At 61.0% G+C, this 20712-nt stretch carries 18 protein-coding genes, 1 pseudogene and 1 riboswitch; of the genes and pseudogenes, 9 read left to right on the top strand and 10 right to left on the bottom strand.

Going from position 1 to position 20712, the window contains the following annotated elements:
* Positions 1-878: hypothetical protein (locus GWQ22_RS17780; protein WP_275931135.1), on the bottom strand; the 878-nt coding region annotated here is incomplete at its 3' end.
* A 250-nt stretch (positions 879-1128) separates the two neighbouring features.
* Between GWQ22_RS17780 and GWQ22_RS17775 the strand changes: the two genes are divergently transcribed.
* Positions 1129-1875, top strand: coding sequence for an SDR family oxidoreductase (locus GWQ22_RS17775; RefSeq protein ID WP_275931133.1), 747 nt, complete (start codon positions 1129-1131; stop codon positions 1873-1875).
* 61 nt (positions 1876-1936) lie between these two features.
* On the opposite strand, the gene GWQ22_RS17770 is transcribed toward GWQ22_RS17775, so the two are convergent.
* The gene (locus GWQ22_RS17770) at positions 1937-2068 is read right to left on the bottom strand and encodes a hypothetical protein (protein ID WP_275931132.1); all 132 of its coding nucleotides are present in this window, start codon (positions 2066-2068) and stop codon (positions 1937-1939) included.
* A gap of 328 nt (positions 2069-2396) precedes the next feature.
* On the opposite strand from GWQ22_RS17770, the pseudogene GWQ22_RS21905 reads away from it, so the two are divergent.
* Positions 2397-2827: pseudogene (locus GWQ22_RS21905) on the top strand (hypothetical protein).
* 387 nt (positions 2828-3214) lie between these two features.
* Entirely contained in the window at positions 3215-4390 is a 1176-nt protein-coding gene (locus tag GWQ22_RS17755; RefSeq protein ID WP_275931129.1) for an iron-containing alcohol dehydrogenase, read from the top strand.
* A gap of 159 nt (positions 4391-4549) precedes the next feature.
* On the opposite strand, the gene GWQ22_RS17750 is transcribed toward GWQ22_RS17755, so the two are convergent.
* The 3 genes from GWQ22_RS17750 to GWQ22_RS17740 form a co-directional block, all read right to left on the bottom strand.
* Positions 4550-5176, bottom strand: a complete 627-nt coding sequence (locus GWQ22_RS17750) for a glutathione S-transferase (protein WP_275931128.1) — start codon at positions 5174-5176, stop codon at positions 4550-4552.
* A 111-nt stretch (positions 5177-5287) separates the two neighbouring features.
* Positions 5288-6556, bottom strand: a complete 1269-nt coding sequence (locus GWQ22_RS17745) for an aminotransferase class I/II-fold pyridoxal phosphate-dependent enzyme (protein WP_275931127.1) — start codon at positions 6554-6556, stop codon at positions 5288-5290.
* Positions 6557-6701: 145 nt separating this feature from the next.
* Positions 6702-6878 (bottom strand): hypothetical protein, encoded by a 177-nt coding sequence (locus tag GWQ22_RS17740; RefSeq protein WP_108536772.1) that lies wholly within the window; start codon positions 6876-6878, stop codon positions 6702-6704.
* A 100-nt stretch (positions 6879-6978) separates the two neighbouring features.
* On the opposite strand from GWQ22_RS17740, the gene sgrR reads away from it, so the two are divergent.
* The 4 genes from sgrR (at position 6979) to GWQ22_RS17720 (ending at position 12364) form a co-directional block, all read left to right on the top strand.
* On the top strand, positions 6979-8655 hold the full coding sequence (gene sgrR, locus GWQ22_RS17735; protein WP_275931126.1) for an HTH-type transcriptional regulator SgrR: 1677 nt from the start codon (positions 6979-6981) through the stop codon (positions 8653-8655).
* Positions 8656-8846: 191 nt separating this feature from the next.
* Positions 8847-11024, top strand: coding sequence for a catalase/peroxidase HPI (katG, locus tag GWQ22_RS17730; protein ID WP_275931125.1), 2178 nt, complete (start codon positions 8847-8849; stop codon positions 11022-11024).
* Positions 11025-11222: 198 nt separating this feature from the next.
* Positions 11223-11618 (top strand): thioesterase family protein, encoded by a 396-nt coding sequence (locus GWQ22_RS17725; RefSeq protein ID WP_042039144.1) that lies wholly within the window; start codon positions 11223-11225, stop codon positions 11616-11618.
* Between the two features lie 32 nt (positions 11619-11650).
* A complete protein-coding gene (locus GWQ22_RS17720; protein WP_275931124.1) occupies positions 11651-12364 on the top strand; it encodes a hypothetical protein in 714 nt (237 codons plus the stop codon).
* Positions 12365-12414: 50 nt separating this feature from the next.
* Here GWQ22_RS17720 and GWQ22_RS17715 read toward each other — a convergent pair whose 3' ends face one another.
* Positions 12415-13167 carry a lipase secretion chaperone gene (locus tag GWQ22_RS17715; protein WP_275931123.1) on the bottom strand — a complete coding sequence of 251 codons (753 nt, stop codon included), beginning with the start codon at positions 13165-13167 and terminating at the stop codon, positions 12415-12417.
* The gene (locus GWQ22_RS17710) at positions 13164-14075 is read right to left on the bottom strand and encodes a triacylglycerol lipase (RefSeq protein ID WP_275931122.1); all 912 of its coding nucleotides are present in this window, start codon (positions 14073-14075) and stop codon (positions 13164-13166) included. The genes GWQ22_RS17715 and GWQ22_RS17710 overlap by 4 nt, the downstream gene beginning before the upstream one ends.
* 290 nt (positions 14076-14365) lie before the next feature.
* Here GWQ22_RS17710 and GWQ22_RS17705 point away from each other — a divergent pair, with 290 nt between their 5' ends.
* Both GWQ22_RS17705 and GWQ22_RS17700 read left to right on the top strand, forming a co-directional pair.
* Complete coding sequence (locus GWQ22_RS17705; protein WP_275931134.1) at positions 14366-14791, top strand: hypothetical protein; 426 nt, start codon at positions 14366-14368, stop codon at positions 14789-14791.
* A 21-nt stretch (positions 14792-14812) separates the two neighbouring features.
* Positions 14813-15427 carry a superoxide dismutase gene (locus GWQ22_RS17700; RefSeq protein WP_212514179.1) on the top strand — a complete coding sequence of 205 codons (615 nt, stop codon included), beginning with the start codon at positions 14813-14815 and terminating at the stop codon, positions 15425-15427.
* Positions 15428-15499: 72 nt separating this feature from the next.
* Here GWQ22_RS17700 and GWQ22_RS17695 read toward each other — a convergent pair whose 3' ends face one another.
* The 3 genes from GWQ22_RS17695 to GWQ22_RS17685 all read right to left on the bottom strand — a co-directional run bounded on the left by GWQ22_RS17695 (position 15500) and on the right by GWQ22_RS17685 (position 20135).
* Positions 15500-16342, bottom strand: a complete 843-nt coding sequence (locus GWQ22_RS17695; protein ID WP_275931121.1) for an ElyC/SanA/YdcF family protein — start codon at positions 16340-16342, stop codon at positions 15500-15502.
* A 216-nt stretch (positions 16343-16558) separates the two neighbouring features.
* Complete coding sequence (locus GWQ22_RS17690; RefSeq protein ID WP_275931120.1) at positions 16559-19306, bottom strand: collagenase; 2748 nt, start codon at positions 19304-19306, stop codon at positions 16559-16561.
* Positions 19307-19802: 496 nt separating this feature from the next.
* A complete protein-coding gene (locus GWQ22_RS17685; protein ID WP_108536764.1) occupies positions 19803-20135 on the bottom strand; it encodes a fimbrial protein in 333 nt (110 codons plus the stop codon).
* 87 nt (positions 20136-20222) lie between these two features.
* Positions 20223-20309: riboswitch (cyclic di-GMP riboswitch) on the bottom strand.
* Between the last annotated feature and the right edge of the window lie 403 nt (positions 20310-20712).

Here is a 20712-nt window from a genome sequence, read left to right as displayed (position 1 = left end):
GCAAAGCGAGCATCAGACGGAAGCAAAAGATTGCAGGAATGAGCAGTGAATACCTGGAAAAGGTACTCAATGCTGGCCTCAACAAATTGGGTGAATTTTAACAATATGTTCACGCTCTCGCCCTGCCCAGGCTCCAACTCCAGAGACAGCCATTTCTTTTCGTCCCTAGCCGACGCACGCATCCTCTCCAGGGCCGGAAGGTGGCGGGCGCTGTGAGTGATCACGTTGTGGTAATCGAAACGCGAGCAGCGGTGCCCGCGCTCATCTTGTAGCAGCAGGGGGACGTCATGGCTGCAGACGGACTGGTACTCGAAAGAAGCTGGTCGTTTGACCTGGAAGCAGGGTTCGGACAGCCGCGCCAGATCCTGTTCTGAGAGGTCGCCTAGCACGTCGTCGAGCAGCAGTAAGCTGGTGGCGACTCCCGCCTTTTTACGCAGGCAGAGCAGGGTCTGGGTGTCAGGACTGGGGGTGGCGTATACGGGGAAGACCTCGTTGCGCAGGGCGAGATCGGGATTATCGACATGCGGGTAGAAGGTCACCCGGGAGCCCTGAGAGCTGACCTGATGCTCCACCCCTCGGCGTGGGACCACATGCCGCACTAGGCGACCATGGTTTTCCCCTTGATAGACGACGGGATACAGCCCCATTGCCAGGTGGTAGGCGGTCAGTGAGACGGCGGCGACGGGGATCTGCGCGTTATCCACATAACCGGCATCGACCGGCGTAGGCGGCAGGGCCGCGTCTATGTCGAGCAGGGTGACGACAAACCCGCGTTGGGCGAGAGTCTGCGCCTGCGAGGCGAAGCGGGTCTCCTCGGAGTGATTTTCCACGTGCAGGGCGGCCTGACGATATAGGCCATCATTATTATTAATATCCATATTTAATTGTTGTTAGTGTGCTCGGGGGGCGCATGCTACGTATTCAGATAATGGGCGTCAAACGAAAATTAATGCAAAGATAATAAATGTCTTTGACGGGTTATTTAGATGGATATGAAAACGCATTCATGCATATTTTATGGCCATGCTATCGACCCCTGCCCTTAATTTCAGGCGAGGCTCATATTTCGTTTTATTCGAGACGGTAGATAATGATATATTTCGCGCCTATCTAGGCAAGGAGGATGCGATGATTGTAATGGTAACGGGCGCCTCGTCCGGTTTTGGTGAGGCCATCAGCCGTCAGCTGGTGAGTGCGGGCTATCGGGTGATAGGCACCGGCCGCCGCGCCGAGCGGCTGGCAGCACTGGCTGACGAGCTGGGCGAGCAGTTCCTGCCGCTGGTGTTCGACGTGCAGGACAAGGTGGCTACCCGCGCTGCCATCGCGGGTCTGTCAGCCGCCTGGAGCGAAGTGGATCTGCTGGTCAACAACGCCGGTCTGGCGCTGGGGCTGGAGCCTGCCCACAAGGCGGAGCTCGAAGACTGGGAGCAGATGATCGCCACCAACATCAGCGGTCTGACCCTGCTCACCCGCCTGCTGCTGCCAGGCATGGTGGCGCGCAATCGTGGTCACGTCGTCAACATCGGCTCCATCGCTGGCACCTACCCCTATCCGGGCGGCAACGTCTACGGCGCCACCAAGGCGTTCGTGAAGCAGTTCAGCCTGAACCTGCGCGCCGATTTGGCGGGCACGGCCATCCGCGTTACCAATGTGGAACCGGGCCTGTGTGGCGGCACCGAGTTTTCCAACGTGCGCTTTCACGGTGATGACGCCAAGGCGGCCACCGTCTATCAGGGGGTGCAGGCCATTCAGCCGGAAGACATCGCCAATACGGTGCTCTGGGTCAGCCAGCAGCCCGCCCACGTCAACATCAACAGCATAGAGATCATGCCGGTGGCCCAGACCTTCGGCCCGCTCCATATCAGCCGCCGCTGAGTTGATCGTTTGACGAAATGAGAAGAGGCACCCGGGGTGCCTCTTTGTTTTGGTGAGCCGATTACAGGCTCATGATCTGCTTGAACTCCTCCTCCGGATACTTCTTCTCGCGGCGTTTGGTGAGGTCGGTCATTCGCCCGTTGCCGAGTTTCCAGCGCTTGCCCCCGTTCTGCCGGGCGGGTCGAAAGGCCAAGTATTTTTTCCCGTGGTTGACGCCAACATTGTATGTCTCTGGGGTTGTTTTGCGATGTTCGCGCTAATGCTTGTCTTGCTCTGATGGTGGCGGTCGAGTGTAGATAAATATGCCGCCGCGTCATGGCGAGGCGGCGCAGGAGTCATGATTCTGACGCCATGCGGCGGTGAGCAATGGGTGTGGCGCCAGCCTGCATGCAGGATCTCGGCTCATCTGGCAAGTTGGCCTGTAACTTGCTGGTTTGATTGATAATGGTGGGGCTTGGCGCCCCATGTCACCGGATCGGCCAACGCGCCATGCCGGATATGCCTACCGAATTGGAGCCCCCATGGATATCAAACCCTACAGCCAGCAGCTTGCCCAGAGTGCGTCCAATTCCCGTGCCCTTGCCACCCTTAGCAGTGCCGACGGTGGTCAGGGGGGCGGCTGGGAGGAGCTGGTCAACCTCTCCTCCCAGCGACTGACCAGCAAGGCTCAGCAGACGCTCACCTATGAGCACCTGGCCAAGAACAGCAAACTGCCGCCAGCGCTGGACCTCAGTTCAGACAAGGGGGCATGATGCAGCAACTGGTGGACAAGGCGCTGGGGTTTGATCGCAATAAATTCAACGAGATAGAAGGAAAACTCAAGGAGATCGCCGACAACAAGCAGCTGTCTGCCGAAGAGCGCGAGCAGCAGAGCAAGGCCTTGAACGAGCAGAAGGAGACCATGCTGCAAGATGCCATGGATCGCCTCACCGGCAAGAAGAGTGCACCATAAGGAAGAGACCAAGCGCGCCTGAGTGATGGCCGGTCGACTCGCACGGCAATTCGTTGTCGCCAGGGGCAAGCACTTGCCCCTGTCTGGGCGCCATGGCCGGGTTGAATATCGGCACTGAATGGGCTGACCTGCGCCACAAAAGAGGCAGCAAAAAAGAGGGTGGATGCCGCTCTCTGTTTGATCGGACTGAGCCTGCTAGCGCGGCTTAGGTAGCGTCGGCAGGGGGGATTGGGAGTTGCTACTTTCCTCCGGCGCTATTTTTCTCAGGCACTATTTCTGCCCGGACACTATTTTTTTTGGGCACTATGCGGACCCGAACGCAATGCATGTGTTGATAGCCCACTCCCGTTTTTGACCTCATGGAGCCACTGGCGCACAATTCCCTGCGTGCATTCAACCGAGGGCTCTGCCGTGTACAACTTCCAATATGCCAATCCTACCCGCGTCTGTTTCGGTGAAGGCCAGATCGCCAGCTTGCCCGATCTAATCCCGGCGGACAGCCGCCTGCTGGTGCTCTACGGCGGTGGTAGCATCAAGCAGAACGGCGTCTATGAGCAGTTGACCCAGGCGTTGGCGGGCAGGGATTGGCAGGAGTTCCCCGGTATTGGCGCCAACCCCCGGTACGATCAGCTGATGGAGGCGGTGGCGCTGGTGAAGCGCGAGCGCATCGACTTCCTGCTGGCGGTCGGCGGTGGATCCGTGGTGGATGGCACCAAGTTCGTGGCCGCTGCTGCCTGCTTTGAGGGTGAAGATCCCTGGGAGGTACTGCTGCACAAGGCACCCGTCAAGGCGGCGTTGCCGCTGGGCTGCGTGCTGACCCTGCCCGCCACCGGCTCGGAGAGCAATCCCGCCGCCGTAGTGAGCCGGGGGGAGGCCAAGCTCTCTTTCATGAATCCGCTGGTGCAACCTGTGTTTGCCGTGCTCGATCCCGCCACCACCTACAGCCTGCCCGCCCGCCAGGTCGGCAATGGGGTGGTGGATGCTTTCGTCCATATCATTGAGCAGTACCTCACCTTCCCGGTGGGAGGCGAGGTGCAGGACAGGCTGGCGGAAGGCTTGCTACAGGTGCTGGTGGATAACGGCCCCAAAGCCCTGGTGGATCCCACCAATTATCAGGTGCGCGCCAACCTGATGTGGGCCGCCAGCCTGGCGCTCAATGGTCTCATCGGCCGCGGCGTGCCGCAGGACTGGTCCACCCATGCCATCGGTCACCAGCTCACCGCGCTGCATGGGCTGGATCATGCCCAGAGTCTGGCGGTGGTGCTGCCCTCCCTGCTGCGTGAGCAGGCGGCCCAGAAGCAGGAGAAGCTGGCCCAGTTCGCCGAACGGGTGTGGCATTCGAGCCGGGAGGACAAGGCGCTGCGCATCGAGGAGGCGATCATCCGCACCGAGCAGTTCTTCCAGCAGATGGGGGTGGGCACCCGTCTTGCCGACTACGGCCTGAGCGAGAGCTGCATCCCCGGCATCTGCTCCAACCTCAAGCGCTTCGGCCTGACGGCACTGGGAGAGCAGCAGGATATAGACCCGGACAAGGTCGCCCGGATCCTTTCCCACGCCCTGTAAGTCAGGGGTTTCAGCTTCGGGCGAAAGAGAGAGCCGGGCAATCACAGTCGCCAGGGTCCTTGCCCATGCACTCTGATCATTTGGCTGACGAGCTGAAAAGAGCACGCCCCGATAGTCGGGGCGTGTTGCATTCTGGGGTGAGGCGCTGAGGCTAGAGGGTCAGGCGCCCAGATCCAGCTCGCGCTCCAGCACCACTGCTTTTTGGCGGGCCTGATGGGTATTGAGTCGCAGCCAGTAGGTTTGCAGGTGCGGGAAATGGGCCAGCTGGCCGCCTTGGGCCAGCAGATCCACCAGGAAGGAGTTCATGATGTCGGCGCCGGAGAGACGCTCCCCCACCAGATAGTGGCGGTTTGCCAGCACCTCGTTCAGATAACCCAGCACCTTGGCACACTCCGCTTTGGCGTAGTCCGGCAGGAAGCGCATCGGGCTGCCATCTTTGCGCACGAACATATCCAGCAACAGCGGCAATATGCCTGAGCTCTCGGCAAAGTGGAGCCACTGCAGGTACTCGGGGTACTCGGGGCTATCTGGGGCCGGAGCCAGTCGCTCGGGGGCGTATCGGGCTATCAGGTACTCGGTGATGGCGCCGGATTCTGCCAGCACCCGGCCGTCGAGCTCGATAACAGGCGACTTGCCGAGGGGGTGGATGGCCTTGAGTTCGGGCGGTGCCAGAAAGGTGGTGGCGTCGCGCTGGTAGGCCTTGATCTGGTAAGGCAGCCCCAGCTCTTCGAGCAGCCAGATGATGCGCTGGGAGCGGGACTTGTTCAGGTGGTGCAGGATTATCATTGAAACCTCGATTCGGTGGCAGGAGTCGGTATACGCGTCGGGGAGGTGACTGGTTCACTGGCATGGCGCAATCAAGAGAGCGGGCTGATGCCCGCTCGCTCAACGCCTGGCTTATGCCTCCAGCGCCTGATCCAGATCCGCCAGTATGTCCTCGATCGCTTCGATCCCCACCGACAAGCGGATCATCTCCGGCTTGACCCCGGCCCTGACCTGCTCCTCCTCGCTCAACTGGCGATGGGTGGTGGAGGCGGGGTGGCAGGCCAGCGACTTGGCGTCGCCTATGTTGACCAGCCGCTTGAAAATCTTGAGCGCATCGTAGAAACGCACCCCGGCCTCATAGCCCTCCTTCAAGCCGAACGAGAGGATGGCCGACGGCCGGCCCCCCATGTACTTCTCCGCCAGCAAATAGTGGGGGTGACCCGGCAGACCGGCGTAGCTGACCCAGGCTACTTTCGGGTGATGCTTGAGGTGGTGGGCGACCCGCAGGGCGTTGTCCACGTGGCGCTCCATGCGCAGGCTCAGGGTTTCAAGCCCCTGCAGCAGCAGGAAGGCGTTCATGGGAGCCAGCGCCGCGCCGGTATTGCGCAGGGGCACGGTGCGCACCCGGCCAATGAAGGCGGCCGGGCCGAAGGCTTGTGTGTAGACCACCCCGTGGTAGGAGGGCTCGGGCTGGGTGAGCTGGGGGAAGCGTTCGGCGTTATCCGCCCAGGGGAACTTGCCCGAGTCGACGATGACGCCGCCCAGCGAGTTGCCGTGACCGCCGACATATTTGGTCAGGCTGTGCACGACGATGTCGGCACCGTGTTCGATGGGTTTGCACAGCACTGGGGTGGCGACCGTGTTGTCGACGATGAGCGGCACGCCACGGGCGTGGGCCACCTTGGCGAAGGCGGCCAGATCGACGATGTTGCCCGCCGGGTTGCCGATGCTCTCGCAGTAGACTGCCTTGGTCTTGTCGTCGATGAGGGCGGCGATGGCCTCGGCGCTGTCATCTTTGGCGAAGCGTACCTCGACCCCGAAGCTTGGCAGCATGTGGGCGAACAAGGTGTAGGTGCCGCCATAGAGCTGGGGCGTGGAGACGATGTTGTCACCGGCGGCGGTTAGCGCCTGGATGGCGTAGGTGATGGCGGCAGAACCCGCCGAGACCACCAGACCGGCAATCCCCCCTTCCAGCGCGGCCATCCGCTGTTCCAGTACATCGTTGGTGGGATTCATGATGCGGGTATAGATGTTGCCCGGCACCGCCAGATTGAACAGGTCCGCCCCGTGCTGGGCGCTGTCGAACTCGTAGGCCACCGTCTGGTAGATGGGCACAGCGACCGCCTTGGTGGTGGGGTCGCTGGAAAAGCCGTGGTGCAGGGCCAGGGTCGCATCTTTCATCACACACTCCTTGTTGGATGTTGCTTGTCGCAGTTATAGATGGATAGACGTCCAATCTATCAGGCCCGTAGCCGATGTAAACAGCAAGATCCGGCAACGCAATTGCGCCAGCGAGCCCTTGAGCGACCTGTGTGAGGGATGGCACTCAGAGACGGCGACGATACTCCTTGTCGTCTATCTGGTGCATGTCCCACTGCATCAGGCGGTTGAGCTGGTGCATTGGATCCTCGATAAGGGCCAGCGGCTTGGGCAGGATCCGCTTGAAGTAACGACGCAGGGTCTGCTGGATCCGGTTCGGTTTGAGGGGGGTGGCTTGGCTCATCATAGTGCTCCTGTGCTGTGGTTCTCACGTTCGCCACCAGTATTGAGCTAAAATGAGGAAGTAAAAACTGATGGATTACAGCAATAGGATTTCCTCTTTTATGCCAACCGGTCGCCTCTACCAGCAATTTCAACGACTCGCTCAGCTGCTTGGCAGTGATGAGCGGGAGATCAGCCTCGCCGAGGTGGCGGATCTGCTCTGCTGCACCCCGCGCAACGCCCGTCTGCTGCTGCGGCGGATGCAGGATCAGGGCTGGCTCAGCTGGTCGGCCGAGGCGGGCAGGGGGCGGCGCTCACGGCTGGTGTTACTGGACAACCAGGAGAGCCTGACCCGGCGCCGGTTGCGGGATCTGCTGAGTCAGGGCCAGTTGGCGCAGGCGGTACGACTGGCGGAAGATCGCCTCGATCTGCTTACCCCACTGCTGATCGAACAGCTCGGTCAGGCCACCCGGGAAGGGCGCCAGATCCTGCGGGTGCCCTACTACCGGCCGTTGCCCCAGTTGCTGCCGACCGGCCCCATGCGCCGCTCCGAAATCCACCTGAGCCGCCAGATCTTCAACGGCCTGACCCGACGAAATGAGGAAAATGGGGAAATAGAGGCGGATCTGGCCCACCACTGGGAGTGCCTCGGTCCTTGTCACTGGCGCTTTTACCTGCGCCCGGCAGTGCGTTTTCACCATGGGCGCGAGCTGGGGGTGGAAGATGTGATCGAGAGCCTGCTGGCCCTGCAGGATCGCCCGCTGTTTGCCCATCTGGCCCGGCTGGAGAGCCCCTGGCCGCGCACCCTGGATATGTATCTCGACAGTCCGGATCCCCTGCTGCCCCATCTGCTGGCCGAGCCGGTAGCCGCCATCTTGCCGCGCGAACTCAAGGGAGAGGCGGGTTTTGCCCTGCAGCCGGTCGGTACTGGCCCCTACAAGGTGGCGGCCAACGACCCCCTGCACCTGTGTCTGACGGCCTTCGACGACTACTTCGGTCTGCGCGCCCTGCTCGACGAGATCGACATCTGGATGTTGCCGGATCTGGCGGATCGACTGGAGACCCACCTGCAGCTGGGCCGTGACCGCCCGGAGCTGGGCACCATGCGTGGCGAGTCGGAGCTTGAATCGGGTTGCTATTTCCTGCTGCAGGACGATCGTTCCGGATCCTTGCAGGATCCCGTCTTGCGCCAGTGGCTCGGCCAGCAGCTCAATCCGGTCGCCCTGATGGGGCGGGTCACCCCCGAGTTGCAGCGGGGCTGGACCAGTGCCCTCGGCCTGCTGCCTCACTGGCGTGAGGCCCTGCCTGCGCCGTTGCCAACGCCGGCACGCTTGCCAGCGACCCTGGTATTGGCCTGTTTCAACCAGCATCCGGAGTTCAACGAGTGCGCCGTGGCCATGACCAGCCTGCTGGCGGAACAGGGGATCCGGCTCGAGGTGCGCACCCTGGATTACGGCCGCTGGGTGAGCGGGGCGGATGAAGACGTGGACCTCTGGCTCGGCAGCCTCAACCTGGAACACGAGCACGCCTTCGCCCCCTACGCCTGGCTGCTGGGCACGCCGCTGCTGCGTAAAGTGTGGGCAAGCCAGCGACCCCTGTGGCAGGGTCTGACGCAGTGGCGTGCCAGCGGTGAGGAGCCAGGCCCGCGCGCCCTGCTGGCCCGGGTGCAGCAACAGGGCTGGTTTGTGCCCCTGTTTCATCACTGGCTGGAGCTGGAGAGTCGGGTCGGGGTACACGGGGTGCGCATGACGGCGCTCGGCTGGTTCGATTTTCGCAGTGCCTGGCTGAGGCCGGAGTAAGTGCGACGCACGTGTTGCGGGTTGAACCGAGCTCGCCCCACCTTGTACCTGTAGGGGCGCTTTCGGCAGATCGTCATCCTGTCTTGATTGCGGTTTTTACGATGGGTCGGCAGGTCGCAGTTCATTGGACATTCAATTCCAAAGTGCCATGCTGGTTGAGGTTATGGACAGCAGAGCAAATGAGGAAAACGATGAGCAACAATTCAGAACGTTCCCAAGGACAATGCCCGGTCATGCACGGTGGTACCACCTCCGGCGAGCAAGCCAACATGGCGTGGTGGCCAAAAAGCCTCAACCTCGACATTCTCCATCAGCACGATACCAAGACCAATCCGCTGGGGCCCGGTTTCAATTACCGGGAAGAGCTCAAGAAGCTCGACATGGCGGCCCTCAAGCAGGATGTGACCGCCCTGATGACCGACAGCCAGGATTGGTGGCCGGCAGACTGGGGCCACTATGGCGGCCTGATGATCCGTATGGCCTGGCACTCGGCCGGTACCTACCGCATCGCCGATGGTCGTGGTGGTGGCAGTACCGGCAATCAGCGTTTTGCTCCTCTCAACTCCTGGCCTGACAACGCCAACCTGGACAAGGCCCGGCGCCTGCTGTGGCCCATCAAGAAAAAGTACGGCAACAAGATCAGCTGGGCTGATCTGATCATTCTGGCCGGCACCGTGGCTTATGAGTCCATGGGGCTCAAAACGTTCGGTTTCGCCTTTGGCCGCGAGGATATCTGGCACCCCGAGAAAGACATCTATTGGGGAGCGGAGAAGGAGTGGCTGGCACCGAGCAGCAAGCCCGGTGGCCGTTACTCTGGCGAGCGGGATCTGGCCAACCCGCTGGCGGCAGTGATGATGGGTCTCATCTACGTCAACCCGGAAGGGGTGGATGGGAATCCGGATCCGTTGAAAACAGCCAAGGACATGCGGGTTACCTTTGCCCGCATGGCGATGGATGACGAAGAGACAGTCGCCCTGACGGCCGGGGGACACACGGTAGGCAAGTGCCACGGCAATGGGGACGCCAAGTTGCTCGGGCCCGAGCCGGAAGGCGCCGATGTCGCGGATCAGGGGTTGGGCTGGCTCAACAAGACCCAGCGCGGCATTGGCCGCCATGCGGTGACCAGCGGGATTGAAGGGGCCTGGACCACCCACCCCACCCGTTGGGACAACGGCTACTTCTACCTGCTGTTCAACTACGAGTGGGAACTGAAAAAGAGCCCGGCCGGTGCCTGGCAGTGGGAGCCCGTCAACATAGGGGAGGAGGACAAGCCGGTGGATGCGGAAGATCCCGCCATTCGCCACAATCCCATCATGACCGACGCCGACATGGCGCTGAAGTTCGACCCCGAGTACCGCAAGATAGCCGAGCGTTTCCGCGCTGATCCGGCCCGTTTCTCTGACACTTTTGCCCGTGCCTGGTTCAAGCTGACTCACAGGGATCTGGGGCCGAAAACCCGCTATGTGGGGCCTTATGTGCCGGCTGAAGAGCTGATCTGGCAGGATCCGGTTCCCGCTGGGCGTACCGATTATGACGTGGCGGTGGTGAAGGCCAAGATTGCCGCCAGTGGCCTCTCCATCAGCGACCTGGTCACTACCGCCTGGGACAGCGCCCGTACTTTCCGGGGCTCGGATCTGCGTGGCGGTGCCAACGGTGCCCGTATCCGGCTGGCCCCGCAGAAGGAGTGGGAAGGCAATGAACCGGCGAGACTGGCGCGGGTGCTCAAGGTGCTGGAACCCATTGCTGCCGCCAGCCAGATCAGCGTGGCAGATGTGATAGTGCTGGCGGGTAACCTGGGGGTTGAGCTGGCGGCCAGGGCCGCCGGGGTCGAGGTGACAGTCCCCTTCAATCCGGGTCGTGGAGATGCCAGTCAGGCCCAGACCGATGTGGCTTCGTTCGACGTGCTTGAGCCGCTGGCTGACGGTTACCGCAACTGGTTGAAGGGGGACTATGCGGTCACAGCGGAGGAGCTGATGCTGGATCGCACCCAGCTGATGGGGCTGACGGCCCATGAGATGACGGTACTGGTGGGCGGCATGCGGGTGCTCGGTACCAACCATGGCGGCACCCGGCACGGTGTCTTTACCGAGCGAGAAGGGGTCTTGACCAACGACTACTTCGTCAACCTCACCGATATTGCCAACACCTGGCACCCAGCGGGAGAGCGTTTGTATGAGGTGCGCGATCGCAAGAGCGGCAAGGTGAAATGGACGGCGACCCGGATCGATCTGGTGTTCGGCTCCAACTCGGTACTGCGTGCCTACGCCGAGGTCTATGCCCAGGATGACAACAAGGAGAAGTTCGTCTGCGATTTCATCAGTGCCTGGAACAAGGTGATGAATGCGGACCGTTTTGATCTGATGAGTTAAGGCCGACCTGACAACCCCGCACACCCGGGTGTGCGGGTATTTTTTGTCCTGAGCCAACGGCAGTGCGGGGGTTGCGACACAGATTGGCCAGCGCTGGGGGAAAGCGCAGTACCCTGTCTTTTCGGACTGGATATCAGGTAACATCTTGATTCATTGATGATGGCTAGTTACCAAGCCCCTGCTGACAAGGAGTCGCCCATGCTGGAAATGCAGATCCAACCCCGTTTTCAAGAGACAGATGCCCTCGGTCACATCAACAATACGGTGCCGGCGGTCTGGTTCGAAGCGGCCAGGGATCCCCTGTTTCGCATCTTCTCCCCCGAGCTGGATGTGCATAATTGGCATCTGATCATCGCGGGTTACACGGTGCAGTTCAAACGGGAGCTGTTTTATGGCCAGCAGGTAGCGATCAAAACCGGGGTGCGTCGCATTGGCTCCAGCTCTTTCACGCTCTGGCAGGAAGCCTGGCAGGGCGGCGAGCTGGCCGTCACCGCCGAGACGACCCTGATCCATTTTGACTATCAGACCCGCCAGTCCCTTCCCCTGAGTGAGAAGCACAGGGAGGGGTTGCGGGCCTGGTTGGTAGAAAGTTAACCTTGGCCTATCGGCCAATCACAGGACACTTAATGCGCAATACAGTGATCGCCCTGAGTCTGGGCTTGGGGCTGGGGATCTGTTCCCTGCCCTCTGTGGCTGCTTCTCTCGCAGAGCAGTTCACCCTGATGGAGCGGGGGGCTGAGAACGCCCTCGACACTCGCCTGTTCAGCCATGATGGTGTCGACATCAAGGCCTGGATCGATGGTTTCCCCGTCATCATAGCCGTGCCCATCATGAACGAGCAGGGCAAGCTGGAAGGGGAGAGCCGTTACTACTTCAAGGGGGGCAAACTGTTCGGGGTGAAGGAGCCTGCGGCCCAGTTCGCCTTCGATGAGAAGGGGACGCTTACCCACTGGCTGGACGACAAGGGCCAGCCGGCCGAGTTCGTCAGCAAGATGGGCATGCAGCAGCGCGAAGCCTGGCTCACCAAACGGGCCGCCGAGTTGACTAAGCTATTTGCCCCGAGCCCGGTCGAGCAGAAGGCGGCCAAGGGGGAGGTCAAGCTGAAGGGGGCGGATCTCGCCCACTGGCTCTGCAATGGCAGGCTGATGGAGCTCGCCAGGGGTGACAAGGTGATCTTCGAGCAGGAGATGCTGAAGATTGGCGATCAGGGGATCGAGGGGGAAGTCTCCCTGCGTCAGGAGAAGGGGTGGCAGGATCTTAGCCTCAAGTGCGAGGTGCAGGGAACACAAGTGACCCGCCTCACCTGGCAGCCACTGCCCGGTGCCAACAAGCCGCAATGAGTGCGGTTGCAGCATGAACTAAGGGGGCCGCGTCGGGGCCCCCTTGTTGTTTATGGTTGTTCCCCGAGCTGCAGCCGGGTCAACGCCTCTACCCGCCGCCATTGCTCGGCGGGAAACCAGCGGGCCAGTATTTCCTGCTGCTGTTCGGCCCGAGCAAGGGCGGGCAGGGGCTTGAGTTCGGCCAGATAGCCCGCTAGCTGTCGTTCGAACCCTTGCCAGCCTTGCTCCAGCTGATGCAGCCGATCCATCGCTTCAGGTCCCAGCCTCTCCAGCAGCACGGCGTCGCGTTCGGCGGGCGCCAGTGGCTCCAACGCCTGCAGATCACCGAGCAGACGGCTATTGGCCTCGGCTTCCCTGAACCACTGGGGCTGTTCCGCCAGCCAGAGATCGAGTTCATCGGCCAGCATCTTTTTGTCGGCCTCGCTCGTCTCTGCCAGCGCCTTGCGGCGCAGGGTCCACTGTTCCATCAACCTGTCTTCGGCAAACAGCTGATCCTGCTCGGCCGGGGTGAAGCTCTGCTGGCGCAGCTGCTCGCGCTCGTCAAACAGCACCAGCAGGCTGGCGAGGCCAGGATCCGCCGGTACCGTCAGGCTGCCCTCCGCCGCCAGAAAGCTCTGGTAGCGGGCCAGCAGCTCGTCCTCTGCGTTCATCTCCCCCCGTTCCAGACGCTGGGCCAGCTGGTGGCGCAGGGCCCCCTGTTCGGGGGCCGCCGTCAGATCTGGCTGCGGGTCGGGCGAGAACAGGACGGCCCCCAGTAGCAGGGCAGCCCCCAGGGACACGGCGATTAGCAGGGATTTTTTCATAGTCCCAGCCCCTGCAAGCGATTGGCGTGCTGGCGATAGAGGGTGACAGGATCGGTTTCAAACAGGTGGTGGATGCCGAACGACTGATTCACCTCGTCCAGATGGTTCATCCGGTAGCCGGTACCAATCACCTTGCCAAGATGGCTGCTGCACACCCCGACCAGACCGTCGTTGGGCTCGCTGAAGAAGCTGCCGGTGAGGGCCAGCGCGGGATCCACCGGATCCAGTATGTTGGTCATGTTGCCGCGCCCGCTCCAGGAGAAGTAGTAGACGCCGTTGGCAGCCTGCAGAGGCCCTTCACCGCAATACTGGTCGGGCAACCCCTCGGGGTAGCGCTGGTTGAAGCGCTGGGCACCTGCGCTGGTCAGGGCATCGAGGGTGGCGAGGGGATCCTGTGGCAGCTGGCTGGCGCCGGAGAGCAATGAGATGACGCCGGACAGCGCCGAGGCAGCGGCTACCGCCAGCTTCTCGGCCACCGAGCCCGGCGCCACCTTGGCGCGCACCAGATCGGCGATTTCGGAGCCATAGTTGGCGCCTCCCACGCTGGTGGCGGAGGCGACCAGCTCGGGGGCTACCGAGGCGACGTAGCGTATGGTGGGGCCGCCGTGAGAGTGGCCAATGAGATTGATCTTGTCAGCCCCCGTGATGGCGAGTACCTGCTGCACCTGCTTGAGCAGCTGCTCACCGCGCCGCTCCGAGCTCTCGGTGGCGGAGACTTTGGCCACGTAGACCCGGGCGCCGTCCCGGGTCAGCGCCTGGGGGATCCCGTAGAAGTAATCGACCCCGAGCAACCTGTCGAAGCCGAACAGCCCGTGCACCAGCACTATGGGGTAACGGGTCTGGGTATAACCTGCCGCCTGGCCCAGTATGGGCAGGGCGCACAGCAGCACCAATAGCCATCTTTTCATCGTCATCATCCTTGTGAAAACAGGCTGCCGCTCCGACAGCCACCGGCCTCATGCCAGTGCCAACCAGCATGGCGAATAGGGTCGCTTGTATCTGTGCAAGTGATCACTAAACAGACAGATTCAAAAAAGCCTTACCCATATGGGCAGTGCTGTGGGGGGAGCTGGCACACGTATCCCTTGTGTTCGGGCCCCATATAAGTTAAATAATAATTATTATCATTTGAGTGGTGGAGATCATGACGGGAACCTGGGTGAAGGGATGGGTCGGTTCGAGCGACGCCGACAGCAGCATGGTGAACTGGAAAGTGCAGACCCTGAGCGGCAATCGCCACTTCGATGCCGGCGAACACGCCAAGGCGCTTGCCTATTACCAGCAGGCATTGTGGCTGGCGCGCCAGCAGTTGGCCTGCTGGCACGATGCAGACGAGGCGGTGGCCGCGCTGGTGGTGGCTCACCACAATCTGGCGGATCTGCTGGTGGCCATGGCGTTGCCGGAGCGTGCCGCCGATCTGCTGTGCCATATCCACGACTGTCTGCTCGCCACCAGCCAGTCCCCCGCCAGCCCTGGCCCCTTGAGGGATGCGGCCCTGCGCCACACCCGTAGCACCCGCACCGAGCTGCTCGCCTTCGTGCGCAAACATGGCACCCAGGATGCCATTCAGCGCTGTCTCGGTCAGTGTCTGTGTCAGACCGAGCCAGCCTATCAACTGCATTAATCACACTAAAAAGAGGTGATCATGAGTCATACCCTGCCAGCCCTTGCCTACGGCTACGACGCGCTGGAACCCCACATAGACGCGCTGACTATGGAGATCCATCACAGTCGTCACCATCAGACCTACATCACCAACCTCAACGCCGCCCTGGCCGATCTCCCCGAGCTGGCGGCCCTGACGGTGGAGGCGCTGCTTGCCCGTTTCGACAGCCTGCCGGTGAACGTGCAGGGGGCGGTGCGCAATCACGGTGGCGGTCACGCCAACCACAGCCTGTTCTGGCAGGTGATGAGCCCGCACGGCGGCGGTGAGCCGAGCGGCGAGCTAGCTGAGGCGATCAATCGGGATCTGGGCGGACTGGAGGTCTTCAGGCAGGCTTTTACCCAAGCGGCGCTAAGCCGGTTTGGCAGCGGTTGGGCCTGGCTGGTGGTGGATGAGGAGGGAAGATTGCGGGTGGAGAGCAGCGCCAACCAGGACAGCCCCTTGATGCAGGGCCATGTGCCCATACTGGGACTGGATGTGTGGGAGCACGCCTATTACCTCAAGTACCAGAACAAGCGGCCCGATTACATCGCCGCTTTCTATCGGGTGATCGACTGGCACGAGGTGGCACGCCGCTATCGTGCCGCGCTGGCATGACCGTCGGCAGGATTGTGCACGCAGCCAAATGAAAGAGACCCGTCTGATGGCGGGTCTCTTGTTTGTGTCTTGTCAGGGCGTTGAAGCGGGGGCTGCGCCATGGGTTGCCATGGCCGGGCCGGTCGAGAGCGCCGCACTGGTTGCTGCGGCAGCGCTGGCGGTATCGGCCCCCTTGCTTGCGGTGGCCGCGCTGGCGGCAGGCGCAACCGGCGGGATGGGCAGGCAGGGCTGGCTTGTACCTATGGTGCTCAGGGTCTGGCAAGGGGTGGGGCCGCCGATGACGATGGGCTCGCCGAGGAACTTGGGCCCCTTGTCCAGCACGTAGAGATCGAGCAGTCCCATCAGGCGGGCGAATACCTCGCGTACCCGGGTCTTGATACCTTGATAGGCGCTGGGATCCTTGGCGTTGAAGCCGACGGCCTCGATGCCGAAGTGGCGGGCGATAAAGATGGCGCGCTCGTTGTGAAAGGCTTGCGATACCACGGTGAAGTGGGCCTGACCAAACACCTCCTTGGCGCGCACGATGGAGTCCAGGGTGCGAAAGCCGGCGTAGTCGCTGTAGATGGCCTTGGCCGGGATACCGGCCTGGATCAGGGCCCGCCGCATCTGGCGTGGCTCGTTGTATTGCACGGTAGCGTTGTCACCGGAGACCAGGATGTAGTCCACTTTGCCGTTGTTGTAGAGCTCGGCGGCAGCCTTGATCCTGTACTTGAAGTAGTGGTTCGGACTGCCCCCGATCAGGTACTTGGAGGTGCCGAGCACCAAAGCGACCCGGTTGTAGGGGACCGCATCGACGTCGTCATAGGTGTAATGACGGGCATCCGAGATGGTCCACTCGCTGTAGCCCAGCAGCATGGCGGCAGATGCCAGCAACAGGCAAAAGCAGGCGAGGAGGATCTTGGCAAACTTCTTCATGCGCGGTGCGGTTCAGATCTGAAGTAATAGGTGACAGGGGGTCATTCTATTACAAGTTACCGCTGCACGTCAGGCTTGATAGCGGCCGATGGCATCACTCGGGCAAAGGTTGTCGCATCCTGTGGCTGGCTAACCGGTTGATCCTGCACCGATAAAAACCTCTCGTATAAAAACAAGGGGCAGCCGTGGCTGCCCCTTGTCGCTAGCGTCTCATCCTCAGTGGGAGGAGTCGTTCGCCTTGCACTCGTCAGACTCCTTGTTGGCTTCCCACCAGGGCAGCAGATCGCGGCTCAGCCAGCTCTGGTAGGCCTCGCTGTCGCTCGCGATCAACTGATCCAGCTCGGCCTCGAAGGCGTTCATCGCCTGCTGCTTATCCGGGTTGCGCAGGGCTTGGGCCATGGCCAGCCAGCTGGCGCCGCGGCCGGTCTCGTTCAGGAAGCGATGCACCGTATAGGACCAGGAGTAGACCATATCGCCACCCTTGTCGTAATCCAGGTGCAGTATGTCGGCCAGGCTCGGTCGCTCGGCCGCCGGGCGATCCGAGACGTTATCCATGCCGCGGGCGAAACACTGACCGTGGGCGATGAACTCCGCCAGCCCTTCCGACCACCAGGTGGTGCGGTTGAGCGGGTAGTGACCGAAGCTGCCGTACTGGTTGAAACGACCATCCAGGTAGTGCACGTACTCATGGCGGAGGTTCCACACCTGGAAGGCCGGGCGCTTCCACTCCGCCTCATAGGCGAAGAAGCGGGCCTGGTTGCCGGGACGCGCCGGATCCCCTTCGATGTAGATACCGCCGTTGTCGGTGGAGACACCACCAAACAGGGCGCCGCCGTAGCGCTTCCAGTCGGCGGAGGAGTTGAAGATCACCAGCTCCAGCACCTCGTTGTTGTCATCACTCACCGGCTGCCAGCCTGTTTCCATCTGCTGATGGAACTGCCGCTCCTCGGCGCCCAGCTCGTGGCAGATGCCGTTGGCCTGTTCCTGGTTCAGATCCTGGGCTCGCAGGCGCAGGGTCGGCGAGCAGGTGTGCTCGAACGGCAGCACGTTTTCCACTCGTATCGGGGTGCAGAGTCCGGCAAAGTCACCGCTGATACAGGCCTCGCTGGTGCGATCCGTGTAGGTCAGATAGTAGGTGGAGAGGGTCAGTGACATGTCATCCAGCAGGGCCGGACTCTGTTGACCGCCGGGGATCAGGTCATGATGACGGATGAGAGCGATGACGGAGTCATCCAGCAGCTTGCGATAGCCTTCGCTCTCGTCGGGACGGGTATAACGGGCGACCCGGTAGAGGCGGGTATAGGCATCCAGCACGTTGCTGAGCAGGAAGAGATCCGGACCATCCCGTTCTTGCCACAGCGACAGCTCGCTCATGCCTAGGGCGTGCAGCTGTTTGCGCAGCTCGGCATCCTGCTGGCGGAAATCGGCGGCGAAGGCATCGCTATAGTCGCTGGCGAAGTCGAGGAAGTTGAGCAGATCGAACAGACCGGTTGCCCAGGCGTGCTGACCATTGATCTCGCGGGCATGCTGGGTGCTGTAGGCCAGCATCTGGTTGAACTGGCCGAGCAGGGTACCAAACCGGCTCTGCACCGCCGGGCTCTTGAACTGGCCATGCAGGGCGATACTCCAGGCGCCCATGACGGCTCCCACCTCATCGCTGACCTGCTTCGGATAGAGCCGTGGATGGGCGCCGAGCGCGGTCAGCGCCTTGGCCAGTGCCTCGGCTGCGGCCGGGCCGTCTTCCTTGTGCTTGCCGTAGTTGTGATAGTTGTGGGCGCGCACATATTCGAGCAGCAGCTTCATGGCCGGATGGGCGGGCTGATTGGCCGCCAGCAGGCTCTGGATGCCGCGCGACACGGCTAGCAGCTTGGTGTCATCGTGGCCATAGTTTTCCTGCCAGACGGGAGCGGGCTGGCCGCTGGCATCCTGCACTATCTTGGCTGCGTCGGCATCCAGCAGGTCCGTGCTCGGTTGTTCCGGCTCGGAGCAGGCGCGGCCATCGGCGCGGCGGCAGTCGATCTGCTCCTCCTTGCTGGCCAGCACTATGGGGCGATTGAGCACCCGGCTCTCTTGCCACTCTTCAGTTTCCGGCAGTGTCTGCCATTCGCTGCTACCGACCGGGTATTGATAGCCGGAGTCTTTCAGTACCACCTGCACCTTGCTACCGGCGGGCAGGGTCTGGCGACAAACCCGGTAGCTGATGGTCTTGTCCCCTTCCTGGCGGGTCTGGGGTTCATCACACTCCTGCTGGGTTTTGGCCTGATCCAGTTGCCAGCTGTACTGGCGCCAGACGTGGAGCTCTTTCACCTGGCGGGCGGCCTGACTACCGGCCACAGGTTGCAGGCGGAAGAAGATCTGCTCGAGGCGGCCATTCCGCTCGTTGGGGGACTCTTCCAGTACATTCAGTTGCTGCCAGTTTTGCGGCTGATATTGCCAAACCTGTTCGGTACAGCGGCCCTGGGCATTGAGCTTGCAGCGATCCAGCTCCTGCTCGCTGTGACTCAGGATGATGCGCTCGGCCAACGACAGACGATCCTGACGCGGAGCGGTCGGGGTGCCCGTCAGGGGTTCCCAGCGGCCTTGTTTCATGCCGTAGCCAAAGTCATAGCTGCTGGCAGGGATGGCCTTGCCTACCGGCACTACCTGCTCGCAGAGGAGGTAGCGGATCTGCCAACCCTGCTCGATTTTGAGCTGCGGCTTGCCGCACTGCTGCTCTGCCAGCGCGATCAGATTGGCACCGCTCCAGTCGAAGCGGCGATAGACCCGCAGTTGCTGATAGGGGGCATTGTCATTACGGGCGCTGAGCTCGTAGTTGACTTCGGTGATCCGATCGCTCAGTTGGCGGCTCGATTCACTGTCCAGCCGGTATGCTTGCCAGTCGGTGGGGGAGTAATTGGCCAGCGCCGAAGTGGCGAGCAGGCCCGGTGCTGCCAGAAGCAGCAACCTTGTACCCAGATAGTTCATTTTTATCCCTTTAGATGAGAGTCTGCGTGGTTATCGCGGGCAATGTACTAAGTTCCAAAAGGCTATCAACTCACCAATCAGGCGATATAAATCATTTATTTAGCTTGGTTCATAACAAAACAAGCCCCATTGGGGGCTGCAGTGATAGCAAGGACTCATCTGCCATCTGGGGGGGCTAAGCATCCAGCCTGTTAAGGCCAGGTGTCAGGTATCGCCGGTACGGCGTGAGCCATGGCTCACGCGCTCGCACAGAGAGCCGGTTGGTGCATGCGATTAGAGGGGGGAGGTATAGAAAAGGCACAAAAAGGAGGCCCCCTGGGACAGGGGACAATAACAGTATGGGAGGTCAGGACGCGGGAGCTCGCTGCTGACAAGAGCACAACAAGACAGCTGAGGACCCCGGTCCTTCTGTCTACAGCCCTTGGTCAGCAGGTCATGGACAAACTGGTGCACTTGCCCGGGAATGCAAGCGATCTGGCGCTGCGACTTCGTGCTGTTAGAGGTAGCTCACAGTCACTATGGCCATCTTGGCGCTGCCCTCTGACAATTTGTAATTCAGGGTGCTGTTGAGAGTGTTGAGGCTGCCAGCTTGCTGCAGGCTGGCCAAATCCAGGGTCTGGCGCTGAATGCCTGAATAGCAGGTCACGCTGTTGTCCGAAAAATCACACGGCGTTTCGTAGATGGTCCCGGTGAAGGTCACGCTGCCATCGTGAGCTGAGGCTGTGCCGGGCAGCAGTGCGGCGCCAAGCAGCAAGGCGGTGGCGGCAGAGGAGGCGTAACTGAGAATACTTTTGCGGATGGAACCGGCAGAGGCGTTGGAAGTGTTCATTTTATGTCCTTTTCGTTACATGTGTTGTACGAAAAGGGCAACGCAATCAAAGAGAATGGCATACAGCTTATGACATCACTCTTCTCAGATGGCAGCTCCGCTGTCTTAGGTATTGAAACCCTTAGACCGGTGGCTTTGCGTCCCGACCTTTCGACCGGTTTGCCCTTTACTCTATGTGTAGATGATAACACCCTACTTTGAGAAATCAATCAGCATAAAAACATGAGATATGGGTCACAGATAGCAGAAATCATGAGTGTCCAGATGAGAGAGATATATTGGTGACCTACTGAGGAAATGGAGTGGTTGAATATCAATATGAACATTATAAAACAGCGCGACAGTGAAAATATGCTCGTCTATTGCATTATCTGGCTTTAATAGTGAGGTTGTTCATCCGTCGCACATAACTGCGATATTTATTTTGCTTATATGCAATATGTTTTATGATGATTACCTGATTACCTGATTACCTGATTACCTGATTACCTGATTACCTGATTACCTGATTACCTGATTACCTGATTACCTGATTACCTGATTACCTGATTACCTGATTACCTGATTACCTGATTAC

It is taken from the genome of Aeromonas sp. 1HA1, assembly GCF_029237385.1.
Classification (GTDB): Bacteria; Pseudomonadota; Gammaproteobacteria; order Enterobacterales; family Aeromonadaceae; genus Aeromonas; species Aeromonas popoffii.
This window is presented reverse-complemented; position numbering and strand designations above follow the sequence as displayed.